General features: G+C 66.8%; 19 protein-coding genes. 9 read left to right on the top strand and 10 right to left on the bottom strand.

Annotated features, from left to right (window positions below):
- Nucleotides 1-10: 10 nt before the first annotated feature.
- From ACFFDA_RS22575 to ACFFDA_RS22590, 4 genes are all read left to right on the top strand, one after another.
- Entirely contained in the window at nucleotides 11-304 is a 294-nt protein-coding gene (locus tag ACFFDA_RS22575) for an RNA-binding S4 domain-containing protein (RefSeq protein WP_404479522.1), read from the top strand.
- 18 nt (nucleotides 305-322) lie between these two features.
- A complete protein-coding gene (fdxA, locus tag ACFFDA_RS22580; protein WP_404479523.1) occupies nucleotides 323-661 on the top strand; it encodes a ferredoxin FdxA in 339 nt (112 codons plus the stop codon).
- Nucleotides 662-1,004: 343 nt separating this feature from the next.
- Nucleotides 1,005-1,538, top strand: coding sequence for a CarD family transcriptional regulator (locus ACFFDA_RS22585; RefSeq protein WP_160984346.1), 534 nt, complete (start codon nucleotides 1,005-1,007; stop codon nucleotides 1,536-1,538).
- 149 nt (nucleotides 1,539-1,687) lie between these two features.
- Nucleotides 1,688-2,014, top strand: a complete 327-nt coding sequence (locus tag ACFFDA_RS22590) for a hypothetical protein (RefSeq protein ID WP_404479524.1) — start codon at nucleotides 1,688-1,690, stop codon at nucleotides 2,012-2,014.
- A 228-nt stretch (nucleotides 2,015-2,242) separates the two neighbouring features.
- Here ACFFDA_RS22590 and ACFFDA_RS22595 read toward each other — a convergent pair whose 3' ends face one another.
- A complete protein-coding gene (locus ACFFDA_RS22595; protein ID WP_404479525.1) occupies nucleotides 2,243-3,190 on the bottom strand; it encodes an L-threonylcarbamoyladenylate synthase in 948 nt (315 codons plus the stop codon).
- Between the two features lie 48 nt (nucleotides 3,191-3,238).
- Between ACFFDA_RS22595 and ACFFDA_RS22600 the strand changes: the two genes are divergently transcribed.
- Nucleotides 3,239-4,087, top strand: a complete 849-nt coding sequence (locus ACFFDA_RS22600; RefSeq protein WP_404479526.1) for a DUF815 domain-containing protein — start codon at nucleotides 3,239-3,241, stop codon at nucleotides 4,085-4,087.
- Nucleotides 4,088-4,154: 67 nt separating this feature from the next.
- Here the strand turns inward: ACFFDA_RS22600 and ACFFDA_RS22605 are convergent, their stop codons facing one another.
- Nucleotides 4,155-5,645: a PQQ-dependent sugar dehydrogenase gene (locus ACFFDA_RS22605; RefSeq protein WP_404479527.1), complete on the bottom strand. Its 1,491-nt coding sequence runs from the start codon at nucleotides 5,643-5,645 to the stop codon at nucleotides 4,155-4,157.
- Between the two features lie 60 nt (nucleotides 5,646-5,705).
- Between ACFFDA_RS22605 and ACFFDA_RS22610 the strand changes: the two genes are divergently transcribed.
- The gene (locus ACFFDA_RS22610; protein WP_404479528.1) at nucleotides 5,706-6,188 is read left to right on the top strand and encodes a GAF domain-containing protein; all 483 of its coding nucleotides are present in this window, start codon (nucleotides 5,706-5,708) and stop codon (nucleotides 6,186-6,188) included.
- Nucleotides 6,189-6,329: 141 nt separating this feature from the next.
- Complete coding sequence (locus ACFFDA_RS22615) at nucleotides 6,330-6,992, top strand: glycine zipper 2TM domain-containing protein (RefSeq protein WP_404479529.1); 663 nt, start codon at nucleotides 6,330-6,332, stop codon at nucleotides 6,990-6,992.
- A 281-nt stretch (nucleotides 6,993-7,273) separates the two neighbouring features.
- On the opposite strand, the gene ACFFDA_RS22620 is transcribed toward ACFFDA_RS22615, so the two are convergent.
- From ACFFDA_RS22620 to ACFFDA_RS22645, 6 genes are all read right to left on the bottom strand, one after another.
- Nucleotides 7,274-8,269 carry a ParB/RepB/Spo0J family partition protein gene (locus tag ACFFDA_RS22620; RefSeq protein WP_404479530.1) on the bottom strand — a complete coding sequence of 332 codons (996 nt, stop codon included), beginning with the start codon at nucleotides 8,267-8,269 and terminating at the stop codon, nucleotides 7,274-7,276.
- The gene (locus tag ACFFDA_RS22625) at nucleotides 8,266-9,042 is read right to left on the bottom strand and encodes a ParA family protein (RefSeq protein ID WP_404479531.1); all 777 of its coding nucleotides are present in this window, start codon (nucleotides 9,040-9,042) and stop codon (nucleotides 8,266-8,268) included. The genes ACFFDA_RS22620 and ACFFDA_RS22625 overlap by 4 nt, the downstream gene beginning before the upstream one ends.
- Nucleotides 9,039-9,614 (bottom strand): 16S rRNA (guanine(527)-N(7))-methyltransferase RsmG, encoded by a 576-nt coding sequence (gene rsmG / locus ACFFDA_RS22630; RefSeq protein WP_404482841.1) that lies wholly within the window; start codon nucleotides 9,612-9,614, stop codon nucleotides 9,039-9,041. Before rsmG ends, ACFFDA_RS22625 begins: the two co-directional genes overlap by 4 nt.
- 77 nt (nucleotides 9,615-9,691) lie before the next feature.
- Nucleotides 9,692-11,575 carry a tRNA uridine-5-carboxymethylaminomethyl(34) synthesis enzyme MnmG gene (gene mnmG / locus ACFFDA_RS22635; RefSeq protein WP_404479532.1) on the bottom strand — a complete coding sequence of 628 codons (1,884 nt, stop codon included), beginning with the start codon at nucleotides 11,573-11,575 and terminating at the stop codon, nucleotides 9,692-9,694.
- 44 nt (nucleotides 11,576-11,619) lie between these two features.
- Entirely contained in the window at nucleotides 11,620-12,909 is a 1,290-nt protein-coding gene (gene mnmE / locus ACFFDA_RS22640) for a tRNA uridine-5-carboxymethylaminomethyl(34) synthesis GTPase MnmE (protein WP_404479533.1), read from the bottom strand.
- A 39-nt stretch (nucleotides 12,910-12,948) separates the two neighbouring features.
- The gene (locus ACFFDA_RS22645) at nucleotides 12,949-13,215 is read right to left on the bottom strand and encodes a DUF6489 family protein (protein WP_404479534.1); all 267 of its coding nucleotides are present in this window, start codon (nucleotides 13,213-13,215) and stop codon (nucleotides 12,949-12,951) included.
- Between the two features lie 101 nt (nucleotides 13,216-13,316).
- On the opposite strand from ACFFDA_RS22645, the gene ACFFDA_RS22650 reads away from it, so the two are divergent.
- Together ACFFDA_RS22650 and ACFFDA_RS22655 are read left to right on the top strand one after the other, a co-directional pair.
- Nucleotides 13,317-14,015 (top strand): dienelactone hydrolase family protein, encoded by a 699-nt coding sequence (locus tag ACFFDA_RS22650; RefSeq protein WP_404479535.1) that lies wholly within the window; start codon nucleotides 13,317-13,319, stop codon nucleotides 14,013-14,015.
- A 14-nt stretch (nucleotides 14,016-14,029) separates the two neighbouring features.
- A complete protein-coding gene (locus ACFFDA_RS22655; protein ID WP_404479536.1) occupies nucleotides 14,030-14,998 on the top strand; it encodes a quinone oxidoreductase family protein in 969 nt (322 codons plus the stop codon).
- Between the two features lie 53 nt (nucleotides 14,999-15,051).
- On the opposite strand, the gene ACFFDA_RS22660 is transcribed toward ACFFDA_RS22655, so the two are convergent.
- Both ACFFDA_RS22660 and rho read right to left on the bottom strand, forming a co-directional pair.
- Nucleotides 15,052-15,777, bottom strand: coding sequence for a TerC family protein (locus ACFFDA_RS22660; protein ID WP_404479537.1), 726 nt, complete (start codon nucleotides 15,775-15,777; stop codon nucleotides 15,052-15,054).
- A 34-nt stretch (nucleotides 15,778-15,811) separates the two neighbouring features.
- Complete coding sequence (gene rho / locus ACFFDA_RS22665; protein WP_043974266.1) at nucleotides 15,812-17,068, bottom strand: transcription termination factor Rho; 1,257 nt, start codon at nucleotides 17,066-17,068, stop codon at nucleotides 15,812-15,814.
- Nucleotides 17,069-17,197: the final 129 nt, after the last annotated feature.

Consider the following 17,197-nt stretch of genomic DNA (forward strand, 5'->3'; position numbering starts at 1 on the left):
GCGCTCCCACATGAGGGTGGACAAGCTGCTGTGGTTCCTGCGCCTTGCCAGGACCCGCCCCGTCGCGCAGGCGATGGCGGAGGAAGGCCATATCCGCCTCAACGGCCGCCGCATCGACCGCTCCCACCAGAAGATCGCGCCCGGCGACGTGCTGACGGTGCCGATAGCTGCCGAAGTGCGGGTGATAGAAGTCCTATCCCTTCCTGTCCGCCGTGGACCTTCCAGCGAAGCGCAAGCCTGCTACAGAGTGCTTGACGGCGGTGCCGCTCTTCCCATAGCAGCGCCCCATTCGAACGACGCCTGAAGGAAGGAAGCCGCACTCATGACGTACGTCGTCACCGACGCCTGCATCAGGTGCAAGTACATGGACTGCGTGGAAGTCTGCCCCGTGGACTGCTTCTACGAAGGCGAGAACATGCTCGTCATCAATCCCAGCGAGTGCATCGACTGCGGGGTGTGCGAGCCCGAGTGCCCGGCCGAGGCGATCCTTCCCGATACCGAGAGCGGCCTCGAGCAGTGGATGGAGCTGAACGCCAAGTACTCGGCGGAGTGGCCGAACCTCACCTCGAAGAAGGACGCACCGGAGGACGCCGACGAGATGAAAGGCGAGGAAGGGAAGTTCGAAAAGTACTTCTCCCCGGAACCCGGCGAGGGCGACTGAGCCTGGCATACCGCGACCGGGCAGCGCCCGGTCGTTGAAGGGAAGTGCGATTTTCCTTGGAATCGCGCCGTTCCGCCCTACTACGGGCAAGCCCAGAGGCGCGAAAACGAAAACGTTTTCGTACCTCTGGCAATTTTCGCATATCGGTGCTATATGATCGTGCAACTGCCCGAGCCCTCTGCTCGTTCGGCAGGCATCTTCATTTGTGAGGCAGGGTTCGAAAGCAGACGGTTGGGAGAGTGATCTGACCGGGCGGTGGTGGCGTTTATGCGCCGCCGAAGTCGCACCCCCGGTTCTCTTCCAGTTCGGGACAACGGGAACCCTGCAGGTGAAAGGACGATACATGGCAACTAGGGCCGATGCCTTCGATGTTGGAGATTACGTCGTTTACCCTAAGCACGGCGTGGGTCGTGTCATCGAGCTGCAGAAGCAGGAAATTGCCGGGATGCAGCTCGAACTCTACGTGCTGAGGTTCGAGAAGGAGCGCATGACCCTGCGCGTTCCCGTCAATAAAGTCGAATCGATCGGCATGCGCAAGCTGTCGTCGGACAAGACCCTGCGCGAAGCGCTCCAGACGCTGACCGGCAAGCCCAAGGTGAAGCGCACCATGTGGTCGCGCCGCGCCCAGGAATACGAAGCGAAGATCAATTCGGGCGACCTCGTGTCGATCGCCGAAGTGACGCGCGACCTGTTCCGGGCCGACGACCAGCCCGAGCAAAGCTACTCGGAGCGCCAGATCTTCGAGGCTGCATCCTCGCGCCTCGCTCGCGAACTCGCGGCGATGGAAAAGACCGACGAACCGGCCGCGCTCAAGAAGATCCTCGCGATCCTCAACGAGCATGCGCCCAAGTATTACGACACCGCCGAAACCGCCTGATCGGCCGTTTCACGTGGAACATCGCAAGGGCCGCTTCCGCAAGGAGGCGGCCCTTTCGTATTTCGGGAAGACCGGCATTTGCGGTGAACGGCACCGCATCGACGCGATCGTTCATTGCGCTGTCATCCCGGTCGTGTGAACCTACGGGCATGTACAAGCGCCCTGCCCTCCTCATGGCGATCGTCGCCCTGCCCCTGCTCTCCGGCTGTGTCCGTACCGTCGCCAGCGTGGTGACCGCCCCGGTCCGCGTCGCCGGCAAGGCGGTGGACTGGACCACGACAAGCCAGTCCGAATCCGACGAGAAGCGCGGCCGCGAGTTGCGCAAGCGCGAGGAGGAACTCGGCAAGGTCGACCGCCAGTACCAGAAACACTTGCGCGAATGCCGCGCCGGCGACGAACGCGCCTGCGCCACGGCCCGCGACGACTATGCGAGGATACAGGACCTCAACCCCGGCACGCGCTATCAGCAGCCTTGAAGGCGCAGGTCTGCGTACGCAACGAGGTATGATCTCTCAAGCAACCCGCTTCCTCTCGTCGTCATCGCGAGCGCAACGATGCAAATCCAGATCTTGCGTAAATCGCCCTGGTTTTCTTCGTCCGGCCTTCGCCGGGCTCGCAATGAGGACAAGGGAACGCGCGGACATTTTCCGAGTGGAGGCGATACGCCCGCACGTCTGCACTACCCTCGCGGGTAACCCCGCATCTCACGCCGCCGCGCGGCGGAGGCGATCGTTGATGGCGGTACCGATGTCGCTGTCAGGAATCGGCGCGACGGCGATGCGCGGATGCGGGGCCGCAGCGCCCGCATGCAGCAGCGAATAGAGCCGCGCCGCCGCTTCCGCGAGGTCACCCGTAGCCGATAGCGTGGCATCCCCCGTCACGGCTCCGAATCCGATATGAAACTCGTCCGGCTCCGCCTGGGCCGCGTCCAGCCGCACCGGCTTGCCCGGCGCATAGTGGCTGGCGAGCTGGCCGGGCGCCTCGATTTCGTGCGACGTCACCGGCTCACTCGGAGTGCCGAGCACGGCCGCGATCCGCGCCTCCGTGATCGGTCCGGGACGCAACACCTGCCAGCGCCCGTCCTCGCGCAGGGCAACGATCGTCGATTCCAGTCCCGCCTCGCAGGCCCCGCCATCGATCACCGCGTCCACGTTGCCACCCAGCGAGGCGACGACATGGGCGGCGTCGGTGGGGCTGACCCCGCCACTGCGGTTGGCCGAGGGTGCCGCCAGCGGCAGGCCGGCTTGCGCGATCACCGCGCGCATCACCGGATGCGCCGGACAGCGCAGCGCCAGCGTGGGCAGTCCGGCAGTCACGGCAGGGGCGATCGCCGCGCCATCGCGCAGCGGCAGCACCATCGTCAACGCCCCCGGCCAGAACGCTGCCGCCAGTTGCAACGCGCGCTCGTCGAACCGTGCCAGAGCCTGCGCCGAGGCCAGGTCCGGGACATGCACGATCAGGGGATTGAAGCTCGGCCGCCCTTTCGCGCGGTAGATCGCGGCAACGGACTCGTCCCGGTCGGCGCGCGCGGCCAGGCCGTAGACGGTCTCGGTGGGCACCGCGACCAGCTTGCCGGCGCGCAGCAGGTCGGCGGCCGCGGAAATATCTTCCGGGCCATCCTGAAGCATGACGGGTCGACTGGCGTGGTCCATGCCCCGCCGCTATAGCCGCGCGCGACGAAAGCCAAGGAAAAGCGCGCAATGACTGCCCCCACCGCGAGCACCGAAGACCACACCGCCGTCCTGGCCCGTATCGCCGAGGCGCTCGAACGCCTTGTCCCGCCGGCCGCGCGGCAGGTCGACTGGCTCGCCGACCCCGCCTACGTCTGGACCGGCGGTGCCGCCCGCCCCGTCGAGCGGCTCGACGCCCCTGCCCTCGACCTGCTGCGCGGTATCGACAACCAGAAGGACCGCGTCGTCACCAACGTCGAGCGCCTCGCCGCCGGTCACGCGGCGCACGACATGCTGCTGTGGGGATCGCGTGGCATGGGCAAATCCGCAGTCCTGCGCGCCGCCATCCGCGCCGCCGACACCGTCCATCCGGGCCGCATCGCCCTCGTGCAGGTGGCGCAGGAGGCCCTGTCCGGCGTCAGCACCCTCTTCGCACTGCTCGGGAAAGTGGACCGCAGCTTCCTCGTCTTCATCGACGACCTCGGTTTCGAGGACGGCGACGGCGCCGGCCCGCGGGTCCTGCGCTCATGGCTGGAAGGCGGCGTCGAGGCCCGCCCCGCCAACGTGCGCCTCGCCGTCACGTCGAACCGCCGCGCCATCGTTGGCCGCTCGATGGCCGAGCAGGACGACCCCATCAACCCGCGCGACCTCGTCGACGAGAAGCTGGCGCTGGCCGACCGCTTCGGCCTCTCGGTAGGCTTCCACAACTGCGACCAGGACGCCTACCTCGCGATCATCGGCGGCTACGCGAGCGAATTCGGGCTCGACTGGGAGCCGGGCGACGCCCTGGAATGGTCTCGCCGCCGCGGGGCACGCTCGGGCCGCGTGGCGTGGCAATACGTCAACGAACTGGCCGGACGCGCCGGCAAGGCGATCTGAACCGGTACGTGGTCCCGGATCGATTCCGGGACCACGAGTTTCCGTTATCGTTCCCCTGCCGCCTCGCTTACGGCAGCAGGCGGTCGTCTTCCTTGCGGAAGCCCCCGGTCATCGTCGGCGGCAGCGAGCCCGGCGAGGTGGGGTCGCGCAGTTCCTCGAGCGGCTTCATGTGCTCGGTCACCACCGGCTTGATTGCTGCCGAGGGCTGCGCTCCAGGCGCATTGACCCGCCAGATGATCCCGGCGGTATCGTCGCTGACCAGCAGGGAGCCGGTCTTGTCCCAGGCCACCCAGGTCGGACGCCCGTGCGTATCGCCATTGTCCTTGAGGAAGCCGGTGAGCACGGGCTGCGGCTTGACGTCCTTGGGATTGCCGTTGGCGTCGAAAGGCACGAACACCACGTCGTAGCCCGCCGCCGGGCGGCGGTTCCAGGAGCCGTGGCGGGCGATGAAAGCCCCGTTCTCGAAGCCTTTGCCCATGCGGTTGCCGCCCCCGGCGAAGGTCATGCCCAGCACTGCGGCATGAGCACCCATCGCGTATTCGGGCTTGCGGGTATATTCGAGCATATAAGTCTGCATCGGCCACTCGACGCGCTCGTCGAACGTGGTCTTCCAGTAGACCCAGGGCCAACCGTACTGCGCACCGACGGGAACGTTAGTGAAGTAGTCGGGCACGAGGTCCGGGCCCAGCATGTCGCGCTCCTGCACGGTCGCCCACATCTCGCCAGTGGAGGGGTTCCAGCCCATGCCGTTGGGATTGCGCATGCCCACCGCGAACTGGCGTCGGCGGGCAGTTTCGACGTCGATTTCCCAGATCATGGCGCGGCCGGTCTCGGCCTCCATGCCGTTCTCGGCAATGTTGCTGGCCGACCCGACCGCGACGTAGAGATGCTTGCCATCCTCGCTCAGCAGCAGATTGCGCATCCAGTGGTTGCCGCCGCCGGGCAGGTCCATCATCGTCCGCAGCGGCTTGCCCTCGAGCCTGGTCTGGCCCGGGGTGAAGGCGAATTCGAGGACCTTGTCGTGGTTGGCGACGTAGAGCTTGCCGTCGCGATAGGCCATGCCCGAGGGCGAGTGCAGGTCGGCGGTGCGCAAGGTTTCCCTGACCTCGGCCTTGCCGTCGCCATCGGCATCGCGCAGCAGGACGATGCGGTCCGGCGAGGGATCGCCGGCGCCGACCCGGCTCATCATCATGCCCATGATCGAGCCCACGACGCCCTTGGGCTTGTTACCGGCCGGTGCATTGGTCTCGGCGACCAGCACGTCGCCATTGGGCAGCGTGAGCATCGTGCGCGGATGGTCGAGCCCGTCCGCGAACCGCGCCACGGCGAGGCCCTTGGCCGCCTTGGGCGCCTCGCCTGCGGCCCAGCCCACCGGCTTGGCGAGAGCGATGCTGGGAATCCACTGCGCGCTGGGCTCGACCAGTTGGGGGTTCTTGCCCGCGGTCGCATCGCTCGGCAGGTCCGAGGTTTGGGAATTCAGGCTCCAATATACGAACCCGGCCGCAGCCAGGACGATCACGGTGGAAGCAATGGCGGTCTTTTTGAGGATCGGGTTCATGGCATCGAGATAAGGCCACGCCGCCTAGCCGACAACCACGAGTTGCGCTAACCGGAGCGTATGTACGACTTTGCCCCCCGGAGCGACCTCGCCAAGCCCGAACTCTACTCCGCCCTCGCCCGCGCCGCCGATGCGCTCGTCCAGGGCGAGCCGGACCCGGTCGCCAACATGGCGAACATCGCCGCCGTCATCTGGCAGTTCGTGCCCGACCTCAACTGGGCCGGCTTCTACCGCGCGATCGACGACGAGCTGGTGCTCGGCCCCTTCATCGGTAAGCCCGCCTGCATCCGCATCCCCTTCGGCACGGGCGTCTGCGGCACTGCCGCCGCGCTGGGTTCGACCCAAGTGGTGCCGGACGTCCACGCCTTTCCCGGCCACATCGCCTGCGATGCGGCGAGCCGGTCCGAACTGGTCGTGCCGATCCTGCGCGACGGGCATGTGATCGCGGTGATCGACCTCGACAGCCCCACCCCCGGCCGCTTCGACGACGAGGACGCGGCAGGCCTGCAACTGCTGGCAACCGTCGCCTCGCTGGCGATCTGACCGCCGCGGCTCAAGCTGCACCGAAACGGGACACCCGGCAGGGCTCGCCCCCAAGACCATTGGTCTTGCGGGCAACACGATGCTAAATTTCGCGTTAACTTACGGGGCTGACTGGGCCTCGATCGCGAAAAGGGTGCCCCCATGCGTCTTCGTCTCCGTGCCGCCGGCCTTGCCGCGCTCTCTCTCGCCGCAACGCCCGCGCTTGCCCAGGAAGGTCCCGAGGATCACGGTTACGATCGCGGCTACGACCGGGAGGGTTACCAGGCTCCGGCCTACGGCGGCTACGATCGCGATGCCCGCGAGGCGTGGCTGGTCGATTGCCGCCAGCGCCTGTCGTCGCGCGATTTGGGCATAGGGGGTGCCGTAATCGGCGGCGCGGTCGGCGGCCTCGCCGGCAACCGCATCGCAGGGCGCGGCAACCGCACGGTCGGCACCGTGGCCGGCGCCGCCGTTGGTGCCGTGGCAGGCGCCGCGATCGACAAGGCGGAGGACCGCGGCCGCAACCGCGACGAGTGCGAGGCCTATCTCGACGACTACTATGCCCGCTACACCCACGGCGGCGGCTATCCCGGCGGTCCGGCCTACGGCTACTATCCCGCCTATGGCTATGGCTACGGCTACGGCGCGCAGGGCTGCTGCATGCAGCCGGCGATGATGGTCCCGGCCCCGCAAGCGCAGCCGCATTGCACCGAGACGGTCGAATACGTCTACGAAGACGTTCCGGTCCGCCCCGCCCGCCGCGTCATTCCCCGGCGTTCGAAAGTCGTGCCGGACAAGCGCGTCAAGATCGTCCCGACAAGGTAATCGAGGGCCTTGCCGAGGGGTGGGCGCGGCTCTGCCAGCGGTCCCGGATCAAGCCCGGAACGACAGGAATCGTGCTCTAAATCGTCGAACCGCCGGTCGGGCTTGGGGGCTTCGAGCGCAGGCCATCCTGGAATTGGGTAACGCAACATAGCCATCTTCGTGATCGCTAGCGGAGCGAAGCGAAGCAACCAAAGGCATTGCACACTGCCCGGGTCGCTTCGCTCCGCTCGCGATCACGATTCAGGACAAAGTCATTCCGCTCCAACCAACCACCCGACAGCTCAGATCCCGCCGCCGGTGAGGCGCTGGCAGATCAGGTCCAACTGGTCGAGCGTGGCATAGCGGATCGTCACGGTGCCGGTGGTCGGATCGACGTCCGCCGCGATCTTCACCGGCATGCCCAGGAACTCCTCCAACTGGCTCTGCACGGCACGGATGTCCGCATCCTCGGCCGCGTTGCGGGCCGTGCGTGCACGGCGCGGAGCGGCATCACCGCGCTGCTTCTTGCGCACCAGCTTCTCGATTTCGCGGACCGACATCTGCTTGGCGACAGCCGCTTCCGCGATGTCCTCCGCGTCGTCGCAGCCGATCAGCGCGCGGGCATGGCCCATCGACAGATCACCCTTCTCGACCAGCGAGATCACCCCGTCGGGCAGTGCGAGCAGGCGCTGGAAGTTGGCGACGTGGCTGCGGCTCTTGTCGACCATGCGGGCGATCTCGGCCTGGGTCATTCCCTCCAGCTCCGACAGCCGGTTGTAGGCACGCGCCTCCTCGATCGGGTTGAGATCCTCGCGCTGGAGGTTCTCGATCAGGGCGAGAGCCATGACCTCGCGATCGGTCAGCTCGCGCACCAGCGCAGGAATCTCGTGGAGCTGCGCCTTCTGTGCCGCGCGCCAGCGCCGCTCGCCGGCGACGAGTTGGTAGCGTCCATTGTCGAGCGGGCGCACGATGATGGGCTGGATCACCCCGCGCTGGGCGATCGACGCCGCCAGTTCCTCGAGAGCGGATTCGTCGAAGACCCGGCGCGGCTGATGCGGGTCGGGCTGGATTTCGGCGATCGAAAGCACCGCGAGGCCCCCTGCCCGCGAGGACGCTCCGGGAACGCCGCCGCCGCCACTGCCGCCGGTGGCAGGCGCCACCGGCTCCTCGCGCCGGGTCTCGCCAAGCAGCGCGCCGAGGCCGCGGCCCAGTCCCTTGGATTTCTGCCGGGCAGCAGCGGGCGAAGCCGCCTGGTTGATACCGGGTACGCTGAAGCGGACGATGGAATCGTCGGTCATGCCGCTATCCTCTTTTCAGGCAGGCGGGTAATGAGTTCGCGGGCAAGCGCCATGTAGGCGCGGCTGCCGGCGCAGGCGTGGTCGTAGATGAGCGCTGGAACCCCATGGCTCGGCGCTTCGGAAAGGCGCACGTTGCGCGGAATGACGGTTTCGAACACCATGTTGCCGAGCACCGAGCGCACGTCTTCGGAGACTTGCTCGGTCAACCGGTTGCGTCGATCGAACATGGTGAGCGCGATACCGATGATGCCAAGGTCCGGGTTGAAGCGCTGCTGGACCCGCTCGACGGTCTGGAGCAACTGGCTCAGGCCCTCGAGCGCGAAGAACTCGCACTGCAGCGGCACCAGCAGAGTATCCGCAGCGGTCAGCGCATTGAGCGTGAGCAGGCCCAGCGAGGGCGGGCAGTCGATGAGGCAGACGTCGTAGCCCAGCTCCGGACCCAGAGTGCGCTGGAGCCGGTGGGCGCGGTCGTCGGCATTGACCAACTCCACTTCGGCGCCCGACAGGTCGACCGTCGCAGGCAGCAGGTCGAGGCCGGGGATCTTGGTGGGCATCACGCACTGCGCCACCGGCACCCGATCGACCAGCACGTCGTAGGAGGACGCCCCCCGGTCGGACGCCGAAACGCCGATGCCGGTGGAGGCATTGCCCTGGGGGTCGATGTCGATCAGCAGGGTCTTCCAGCCCGTGGCGGCCAGGGCGGTGGCGACGTTGATCGCGGTGGTCGTCTTTCCGACGCCGCCTTTCTGGTTGGCAATGGCAATGCGGATCATCTGGTCTTACCCTTCCCGCCGACAAGTTTGCCGACAATGATGCCTGCCTGCGGGTCCGTTAAAGACTGTTCCACGTGGAACACATGCCGCCAGTTGCGAAGGTCGTCCAATTCTTGGCTGGCAGAACGCCCCTTGGGCAACAGCCAGATCGTGTCACTTGTGGAAAATCGCGAAGATAACGTCAGCAATTTCTCCAAAGGCGCAAAAGCGCGCGCAGAGATCACACTGCATGCCTGTGATTCGACGAGTTCGAGGCGCTGGCCGACGACGCGGGCGTTTTCGAGTCCCATCGCGATTCGCGCGCGATCGAGCCATTCGATTCGCCGACTGCGCGATTCGACCATGACGACTTCGCTCTCGGGCCGCAGCGCCGCGATAACCAGTCCGGGGAATCCCGCCCCGGTGCCGAGGTCCATCCAGGGCCGCGACGTTCCACGTGGAACATGCGGCAGCAGTTGCGCGCTATCGACGATATGCCGCAGCCAGACCTGGTCGAGGCTGGCGGCGGAGACGAGGTTCTGCCGCTGGTTCTCCTCGGCCAGCATGTCCACCAGCAGGCCAAGCCGCGCCATGGCGGCATCGTCGCATTCGGGAAGCGCGCGCAGCCATTCGAGTGCGCCCTCCTCCGTCGTCAGTCCCTCGGTGGTATTCAAGCTGCCTCCCTGCGGGCATGGACGAGCAGCGCCGCCAGCGCCGCCGGAGTGATTCCGGGAAGACGCCCGGCCGCCGCGAGAGTTGCCGGCCGCGCCTTGCCCAGCCGCTCGATCATCTCGCGAGAGAGCCCCGGGATCTCGGCATAAGGGAACGCATCGCCCAGCGGCAGTGCCTCGCTCGCGCGCAAGTCGCGCAACTCGCGCTCCTGCCGTTCAAGGTAAGGGGCATAGGCGGCGTCTTCGGCCATCTCCTCGACCAGCCCGGCATCGGCCAGCAGCGCGGGATCGACCCATGGCGAGAGGCCGTCCATGTCGACGCCTCCGAACCGCAGCCACTCGCGCAATGGCAGTCGACCCGCATCGCTGCGCACCGGGAGGCCTGCGCCTGAAAGTTCAGTCGCAGAGATCGGCCCGTCGAAGGCCTCTGCCAGCGCCGCGCGCGACACCTCGCGCCGCGCGAACCAGTCGCGCCTCTGCGCGCCCACTGCGCCTGCTTCGATGGCAAGCGGGGTCAGGCGGGTAGAGGCGTTGTTCGCTCGCAGGCGCAGGCGATATTCGGCGCGGGCGGTGAGCATGCGGTAGGGCTCGCTGACCCCGTGCAGGGTCAGGTCGTCGATCATCACCGCCATGTAGCTGTTGGCCCGGTCGAGCGCCGGGCCCTCGCGCCCGAGCACTGCCGCGCCGGCATGGAGTCCGGCGACCAGCCCTTGCGCTGCCGCCTCCTCGTAGCCGGTCGTGCCGTTGATCTGACCGGCGCAGTAGAGCCCGGGGATGGCGCGCACCTCGAGGGTGGTGCGCAACGCGCGCGGGTCGATGTGATCGTATTCGACGGCGTAGCCGGGCACGACCATCTCGACCTTCTCCAGCCCCTCCATCGTGCGCAGCATGTCCAGCTGTACGTCGGCCGGGAGCGAGGTGCTGATGCCGTTGGGATAGACCAGGTGCGTGCTCAGACCTTCCGGCTCGAGGAAGACCTGGTGGCCATCGCGATCGGCGAAACGGTGGATCTTGTCCTCGATCGACGGACAGTAGCGCGGACCCTGCGCACCGATCGCACCCGAGAACAGCGGCGAGCGATGGAGGTTCGCGCGGATGACGTCGTGACTGCGTGCGTTGGTGCGGGTGATCGCGCAGAACACTTGCGGCACCGTCCGCGCCTGCTCCATCGCGGACATCGTCCAGACCTCGCCATCGGAGGGCTGCTCGTCGAGGCGGGACCAGTCGATCGTGCGGCCATCGAGCCGGGGCGGCGTGCCGGTCTTGAGGCGCGCCATCGGCAACTGCGCCTCGCGCATCTGGGCGGCCAGCCGCTGCGCCGACAATTCGCCGATACGTCCGCCAACGAGACGCTCCTCGCCCCGGAACAGAGTGCCGCCCAGGAACGTGCCGGTGCACAGGATAACGGCGCGGCCATCGAGCCGGGTTCCATCAGCAAGATCGACGCCGACCGCCCGTTCCCCTTCGAGGACCAGAGCCGCCGCTTCGCCCGCAACCAGGGTCAGATCGCCCTGCTCGTCCAGCAACCGATGGATCGCCGCCTTGAACAGCTTGCGGTCGGCCTGCACGCGCGGGCCCTGGACGGCGCTGCCCTTGGAGCGGTTGAGCATGCGGTAGTGAATCGCGGCGGCATCGGCAGCGCGGGCGATGAGGCCATCGAATGCGTCGACCTCGCGCACGAGGTGGCCTTTGCCGAGGCCGCCGATCGCTGGGTTGCAGCTCATTGCCCCGACGGCATCGAGGTCGAAGCTTACCAGCGCGACGCGCGCGCCCATGCGTGCAGCCACGGCTGCCGCCTCGCAGCCGGCATGGCCGCCGCCGATCACGATCACGTCGAAGGAGTGCATGCGCGCGGCCTTACCGCAGAGCGGGATTCGCGTCAAAGCGACATGCAGCCATTTTGCGATGTTTCACGTGAAACATCGGTTCACTTGCCGATACAGAAGCGTCCGAACAATGTGTCGAGCATGTCTTCCGTTGTCGCGCGGCCGACCAGCCCGTCGAATGCCACGCGCGCGCGGCGCAGGCACTCCGCCACCAGCAGCGGATCGCGTTCATGCAAAGACGCTCGAAGGGCATGCTCCGCCTCGGCCAGCAATCCATGCTGGCGCGCGTTCAGCGCCGCCTCGCCCGGCCGGGGCATCGCGTGCCGGGCGGTCTCGACGAGATCACGGCGCAGCGCATCGAGCCCCTCTCCGGTGACGGCGGAGACGCGATGCCGCGCGGCGATACTGCCGCTATGGTGAACCCCATGGTCAGCCCGGTCGATCTGGGCGGCGATCTCCCAGCCACCGTGCGGACCCTGCCCTGGCTCGCCCAGCCACAGCACGAGGTCGGCGCGATCGAGCGCGGCGCGGGCGCGGTCGATGCCGATGGCCTCGATGGTGTCGGTCGTCTCGTCGCGCAGGCCGGCGGTGTCGGCAAAGACGAAAGGCACGCCCTCGATCGCCACCGCCCGGGTCAGCACGTCGCGGGTAGTGCCGGCGAGCGGTGCGGTGATCGCGGCCTCATCCTCGACCAGTGCGTTGAACAGCGTGCTCTTCCCTGCGTTCGGCGGACCGGCGAGGACGACGCGGTAGCCTTCGCGCAAGGTCTCGGCTCGGGGGCGCGACAACCAGGCCGAGAGGTCGGCGCCCAGTGCTTCGATGCGCGCGGCAAAATCGAGCGGCAGATCCGAGACGTCGTCCTCGTCACCGAAATCGAGCACCGCCTCCACCGCTGCCGAAGCGGTGAGCACGCGCGTGCGCCAGCCCTCGACCTGGGCCGAGAACATGCCACCGGCCATGGCGATGGCGCTGCGGCGCTGCAATTCGGTTTCGGCGGAAAGCAGGTCGGCGAGACCTTCCGCCTCGGCCAGGTCGATGCGGCCATTGGCGAAAGCCCGCCGCGTGAACTCACCCGGCACGGCACGGCGCAAGCCCGGCATTGCGGCCAGCGCAGCTTCGACCGCAGCCAGCACCGCCCTGCCCCCATGCAAATGGAGTTCCGCCAAGTCCTCGCCCGTCGCAGTTTGCGGACCCGGGAACCACAGGACCAGTGCCCGGTCGAGCACTGTTCCACGTGGAACACGCAAGCTGCGGTAACTCGCGCGGCGCGGCTCGGGAAGACCTTGGGCAAGCGTGGCGAGAGCTTCGCCCGAGCGTGGCCCGCTTACGCGGACGACGGCGATGGCGGCAGGAGGGGAGCCGCTGGAGAGCGCGAAGATCGTATCGTCCATGGGAACCGGGAGGCTGCGTTTGTAGAAGCCTCGGTGCGACTACTCGCCGTCTTTCCTGGGCTTGTTCGATCCACTCATGGCCATGGCCGCGCCGCTTTCGAGGAACTGCTGGAACATCTTCAGCCCGAACTGGCCCATAGGAGCGATCTGCTTGGTCAGCTCGTTGAGCTGGTCGAAATTGCCGGTGCCCTTCATAGCATTGGTCAGTGCATCGACGTAGACGTCGTTGGCCCTGGTGACGTCAGGCAGCCCGAGAAAACGCCGGGCCTCCTCGGGGGAGCATTCGACCTCGACATTGACCTTCATCTGCAGGCTCCCGCTGGATTTTCGCAGCATGGGTGACACATGCGCTTGGCAAAGTCCATTGCAAGTGCCTAACTCGCGCCCCTGCCATCATGGAGACTCCAATGTCCACCAACACCGAAATTCCCACGCTCGACGGCGACGGCATGATCCCGGCCTACGTGGCCCGGCCGGAAGGCACGCCGCGCGGCGCCATCATTGTGCAGCAGGAGATTTTCGGCGTCGACGCCGGCATCCGCAAGAAGGCCGACGAGTGGGCCGCCAAGGGTTACCTCGCGGTCGCCCCCGACAGCTTCTGGCGCGAGCAGCCGGGCATCGAGCTGAGCCCTTATGTCGAGGAGGAATTGCAGGCCGCGTTCGGCCACATGTCAAAGTTCGACTTCGACCTCGGCATCCGGGATCTCGAAGCCACCATCCACTGGATTCGCCGCGAACAAGGCGTCCAGAAGGTCGGCCTCGTCGGCTTCTGCATGGGCGGGCGCGTCGCCTACATGGTTGCCGCACGCACCGACATCGATGCCTCGGTGGGCTACTATGGCGTGATGATCGACCAGATGCTGCACGAGAAGCATGCCATCGCCAGGCCCCTGATGCTGCACATCCCCACCGCCGACCATTTCGTAGATGCCGCCGCGCAGAAGGCGATTCACGATGGCCTCGACGATCACCCGCGCGTCACTCTCTATGACTACGAAGGTCTCGACCACGGCTTCGCTGCAGAAATCGGCGCCCGCCGCGACGAGGCCGGAGCGGCCTTGGCTGACGAACGCACTGCGGCGTTCTTTGCAGAACACATCGGCTGAAAGACACCATAATAATGACGACCGGATACCGCATGATCGTGCGCGCCCATGGCGGGCCCGAAGTGATCGAACGCGAGGACTTCGCCCTACCCTCCCCGGGGCCCGGCGACGTGGTGATAGAGACCGAAGCCGTCGGCCTCAACTTCATTGATACATACTACCGCAAAGGCCTCTACCCTGACGCCCTCCCGATCGGTCTCGGATCGGAAAGCGTCGGACGGATCGTCGCCCTGGGTGACGGGGTGACCGCGCTCGCGGTCGGCGATCGCGTCGGCACCACGCAGAACGGCGGGGCCTATGCCACGCACCGCGTGATCCCCGCCGCCAAGGCTATGCGCATTCCCGAAGGCATCTCGCCCGAGATCGCCGCCGCCGTCATGCTCAAGGGCCTGACAGCCTGCTACCTTGCCGAAGAAACCTTCCCGGCAAAGGCCGGCGACGTCGCGCTCGTCCATTCGGCGGCCGGCGGCGTCGGCTCGCTGCTGGTGCCGTGGCTGCTCGACAAGGGCGTGACGGTGATCGCCCATTCCGGTTCTCCCGAAAAGGCCTCCCAGGTGCCCGGCGAGCATTCGCTGTCCTGCGCCTTCGCGGATCTGCCTGCCGCCGTTCGCGAGATCACCGGCGGGGCCATGTGCAATGTCGTCTACGACGGCGTCGGCGCAGCCACGTGGGACGCCTCGCTGGCCTCGCTCGCGCGGCGCGGCGTCATGGTGAGTTACGGCAACGCCTCGGGAGCGGTGCCCCCGATCACCATGCTCGACCTGATGCGCGGCGGATCGCTCTACGTCACTCGCCCGACGCTGGCCGACTATATCGCGACGCCCGAGATGCTGGCGACGAATGCGAAGAAACTGTTCGACCGGATCGCGAGCGGCGTGCTCGACCCGAAAATCGGACAGACCTTCGCGCTGTCGGATGCAGCTGATGCCCACCGGGCGCTGGAAAGCCGCGCGACGACCGGGTCTACCCTGCTGATTCCGTGAGAGGCTGAAGCGGAGTTCCGGGGAGATGGCCCCGGAACTCCGCTCTAACCCTATCAGAACAGAGAAGCGATCCCGAGTTGCGGGTCCACCCAGCCCTCGTAGATCATCTTGCCGGCGACATAGACGATCACCAGCAGGCCGATCCAGCCGATCCACTTGAAGCGCTCGATGTAGCGGGCGATGAAATTGGCGGCCAGGCCCATCATCGCCACGGCCACGATCAGGCCGACGATCAGGATGCCGGGATGCTCGCGCGCCGCCCCGGCAACGCCAAGCACGTTGTCGATCGACATCGAAACGTCCGCCACCGCCACCGAAATCGCCGCCGAGGCGAAGCTCTTCGAGGACTTGAGGCCGGACGTCTCGTCGCCCTCGATCTCGGGCGAGCCGGGCGATTGTCCGTCGGCCGGGCTGTGGTGCAGTTCGCGGTACATCTTCCACGCCACCCACAGCAGCAGCAGGCCACCCGCGAAGACGAGGCCGACGATGCCCAGCAGCCACGTAACGACGAGCGCGAAGCCGATGCGCAGCACCAGCGCCGCGATCACGCCGATGGCGATGACCTTCTTGCGCTGGTCCGCCGGCAGCCCCGCGGCAAGGGCGCCGACGACGATCGCATTGTCGCCGGCAAGCACCACGTCGATCATCAGCACCTGCAGGAACGCCGACATCGCCGCGGGCGTGCCGATGTTCGAGAAGTCGGTGACGATGTGGTTCCAGATCTCGCCGGGCCCCTGGATACCAGGGGCCGCGGCTGCGAGAATCGAGACGATATCCAAGGTAGGTTGCCCCCTGCCCTATGGCTTGCTGGTGTTACTGGTTCATCGTCGCGAAGAAGTCCTCGTTGCTCTTCGAGTCCTTCATCTTGTCGAGCAGGAACTCCATCGCGTCGACGGTGCCCATCTGCATGAGGATGCGACGCAGGACCCACATCTTCGAGAGCTGGTCGCGCGGAACCAGCAGCTCTTCCTTGCGGGTGCCGGACTTGCCGACGTCCAGCGCCGGGAAGATGCGCTTGTCCGACACCTTGCGGTCGAGGACGATTTCCGAGTTACCGGTGCCCTTGAACTCTTCGAAGATGACTTCGTCCATGCGGCTGCCGGTATCGATCAGGGCCGTGGCGATGATCGAGAGCGAGCCGCCCTCCTCGATGTTGCGCGCGGCGCCGAAGAAGCGCTTGGGGCGCTGCAGCGCGTTGGCGTCGACACCGCCGGTCAGCACCTTGCCGGAGCTGGGCACCACGGTGTTGTAGGCGCGGCCGAGGCGGGTGATCGAGTCAAGCAGGATGACCACGTCGCGCTTGTGCTCGACGAGGCGCTTGGCCTTTTCGATCACCATTTCCGCGACCTGGACGTGGCGCTGCGCGGGTTCGTCGAAGGTGGAGGAGATGACCTCGCCCTTCACCGAACGCTGCATGTCGGTGACTTCCTCGGGCCGCTCGTCGACGAGCAGGACGAGGAGGAACACCTCGGGATGGTTGTCGGTGATGGCCTTGGCCATGTTCTGCAGCAGGACGGTCTTGCCCGTGCGCGGCGGCGCGACGATCAGCGCGCGCTGGCCCTTGCCCTGCGGCGAGATGAGATCGATCACGCGGGCCGACTTGTCCTTGACCGTGGGGTCGAGGCAGTCGAGCTTGAGGCGCTGGTCGGGATAGAGCGGCGTCAGGTTGTCGAAGTTGACGCGGTGACGCACCGCGTCGGGATCGTCGAAGTTGACGGTGACGAGCTTGGTGATCGCGAAGTAGCGCTCGCCGTCGCGCGGAGCGCGGATCTCGCCTTCGACGGTGTCGCCGGTGCGCAGGCCCCATTTGCGGACCTGGTTGGGCGAGACGTAGATGTCGTCTGGGCCGGCGAGGTAGTTCGCCTCGGGGCTGCGCAGGAAGCCGAAGCCGTCGGTCAGCACTTCGATGGTGCCCTGGCCGACGATTTCCTCGCCGTCTTCGGACACTTCCTTGAGGATGGCGAAGATCAGATCCTGGCGGCGCAGCGTGGAGGCGCCTTCGACGCCCAGTTCCTCGGCCATTTCGACCAGTTCGGCCGACGATTTCTTCTTGAGTTCTTTGAGATGCATTTCTTGGATTCCGGATGGAAATTGGAGCTGTCGGCCGGCGGATCGATGGGCTTGGGGAAAGCAGATCCGGGCACGCGAACGAGTGTCGCGTCCCTGTGCCGGAACGAGAGCGGAGATAATCGCTGGCCG

This window comes from Novosphingobium sp. BL-52-GroH (assembly GCF_044813085.1).
Taxonomy (GTDB): domain Bacteria; phylum Pseudomonadota; class Alphaproteobacteria; order Sphingomonadales; family Sphingomonadaceae; genus Novosphingobium.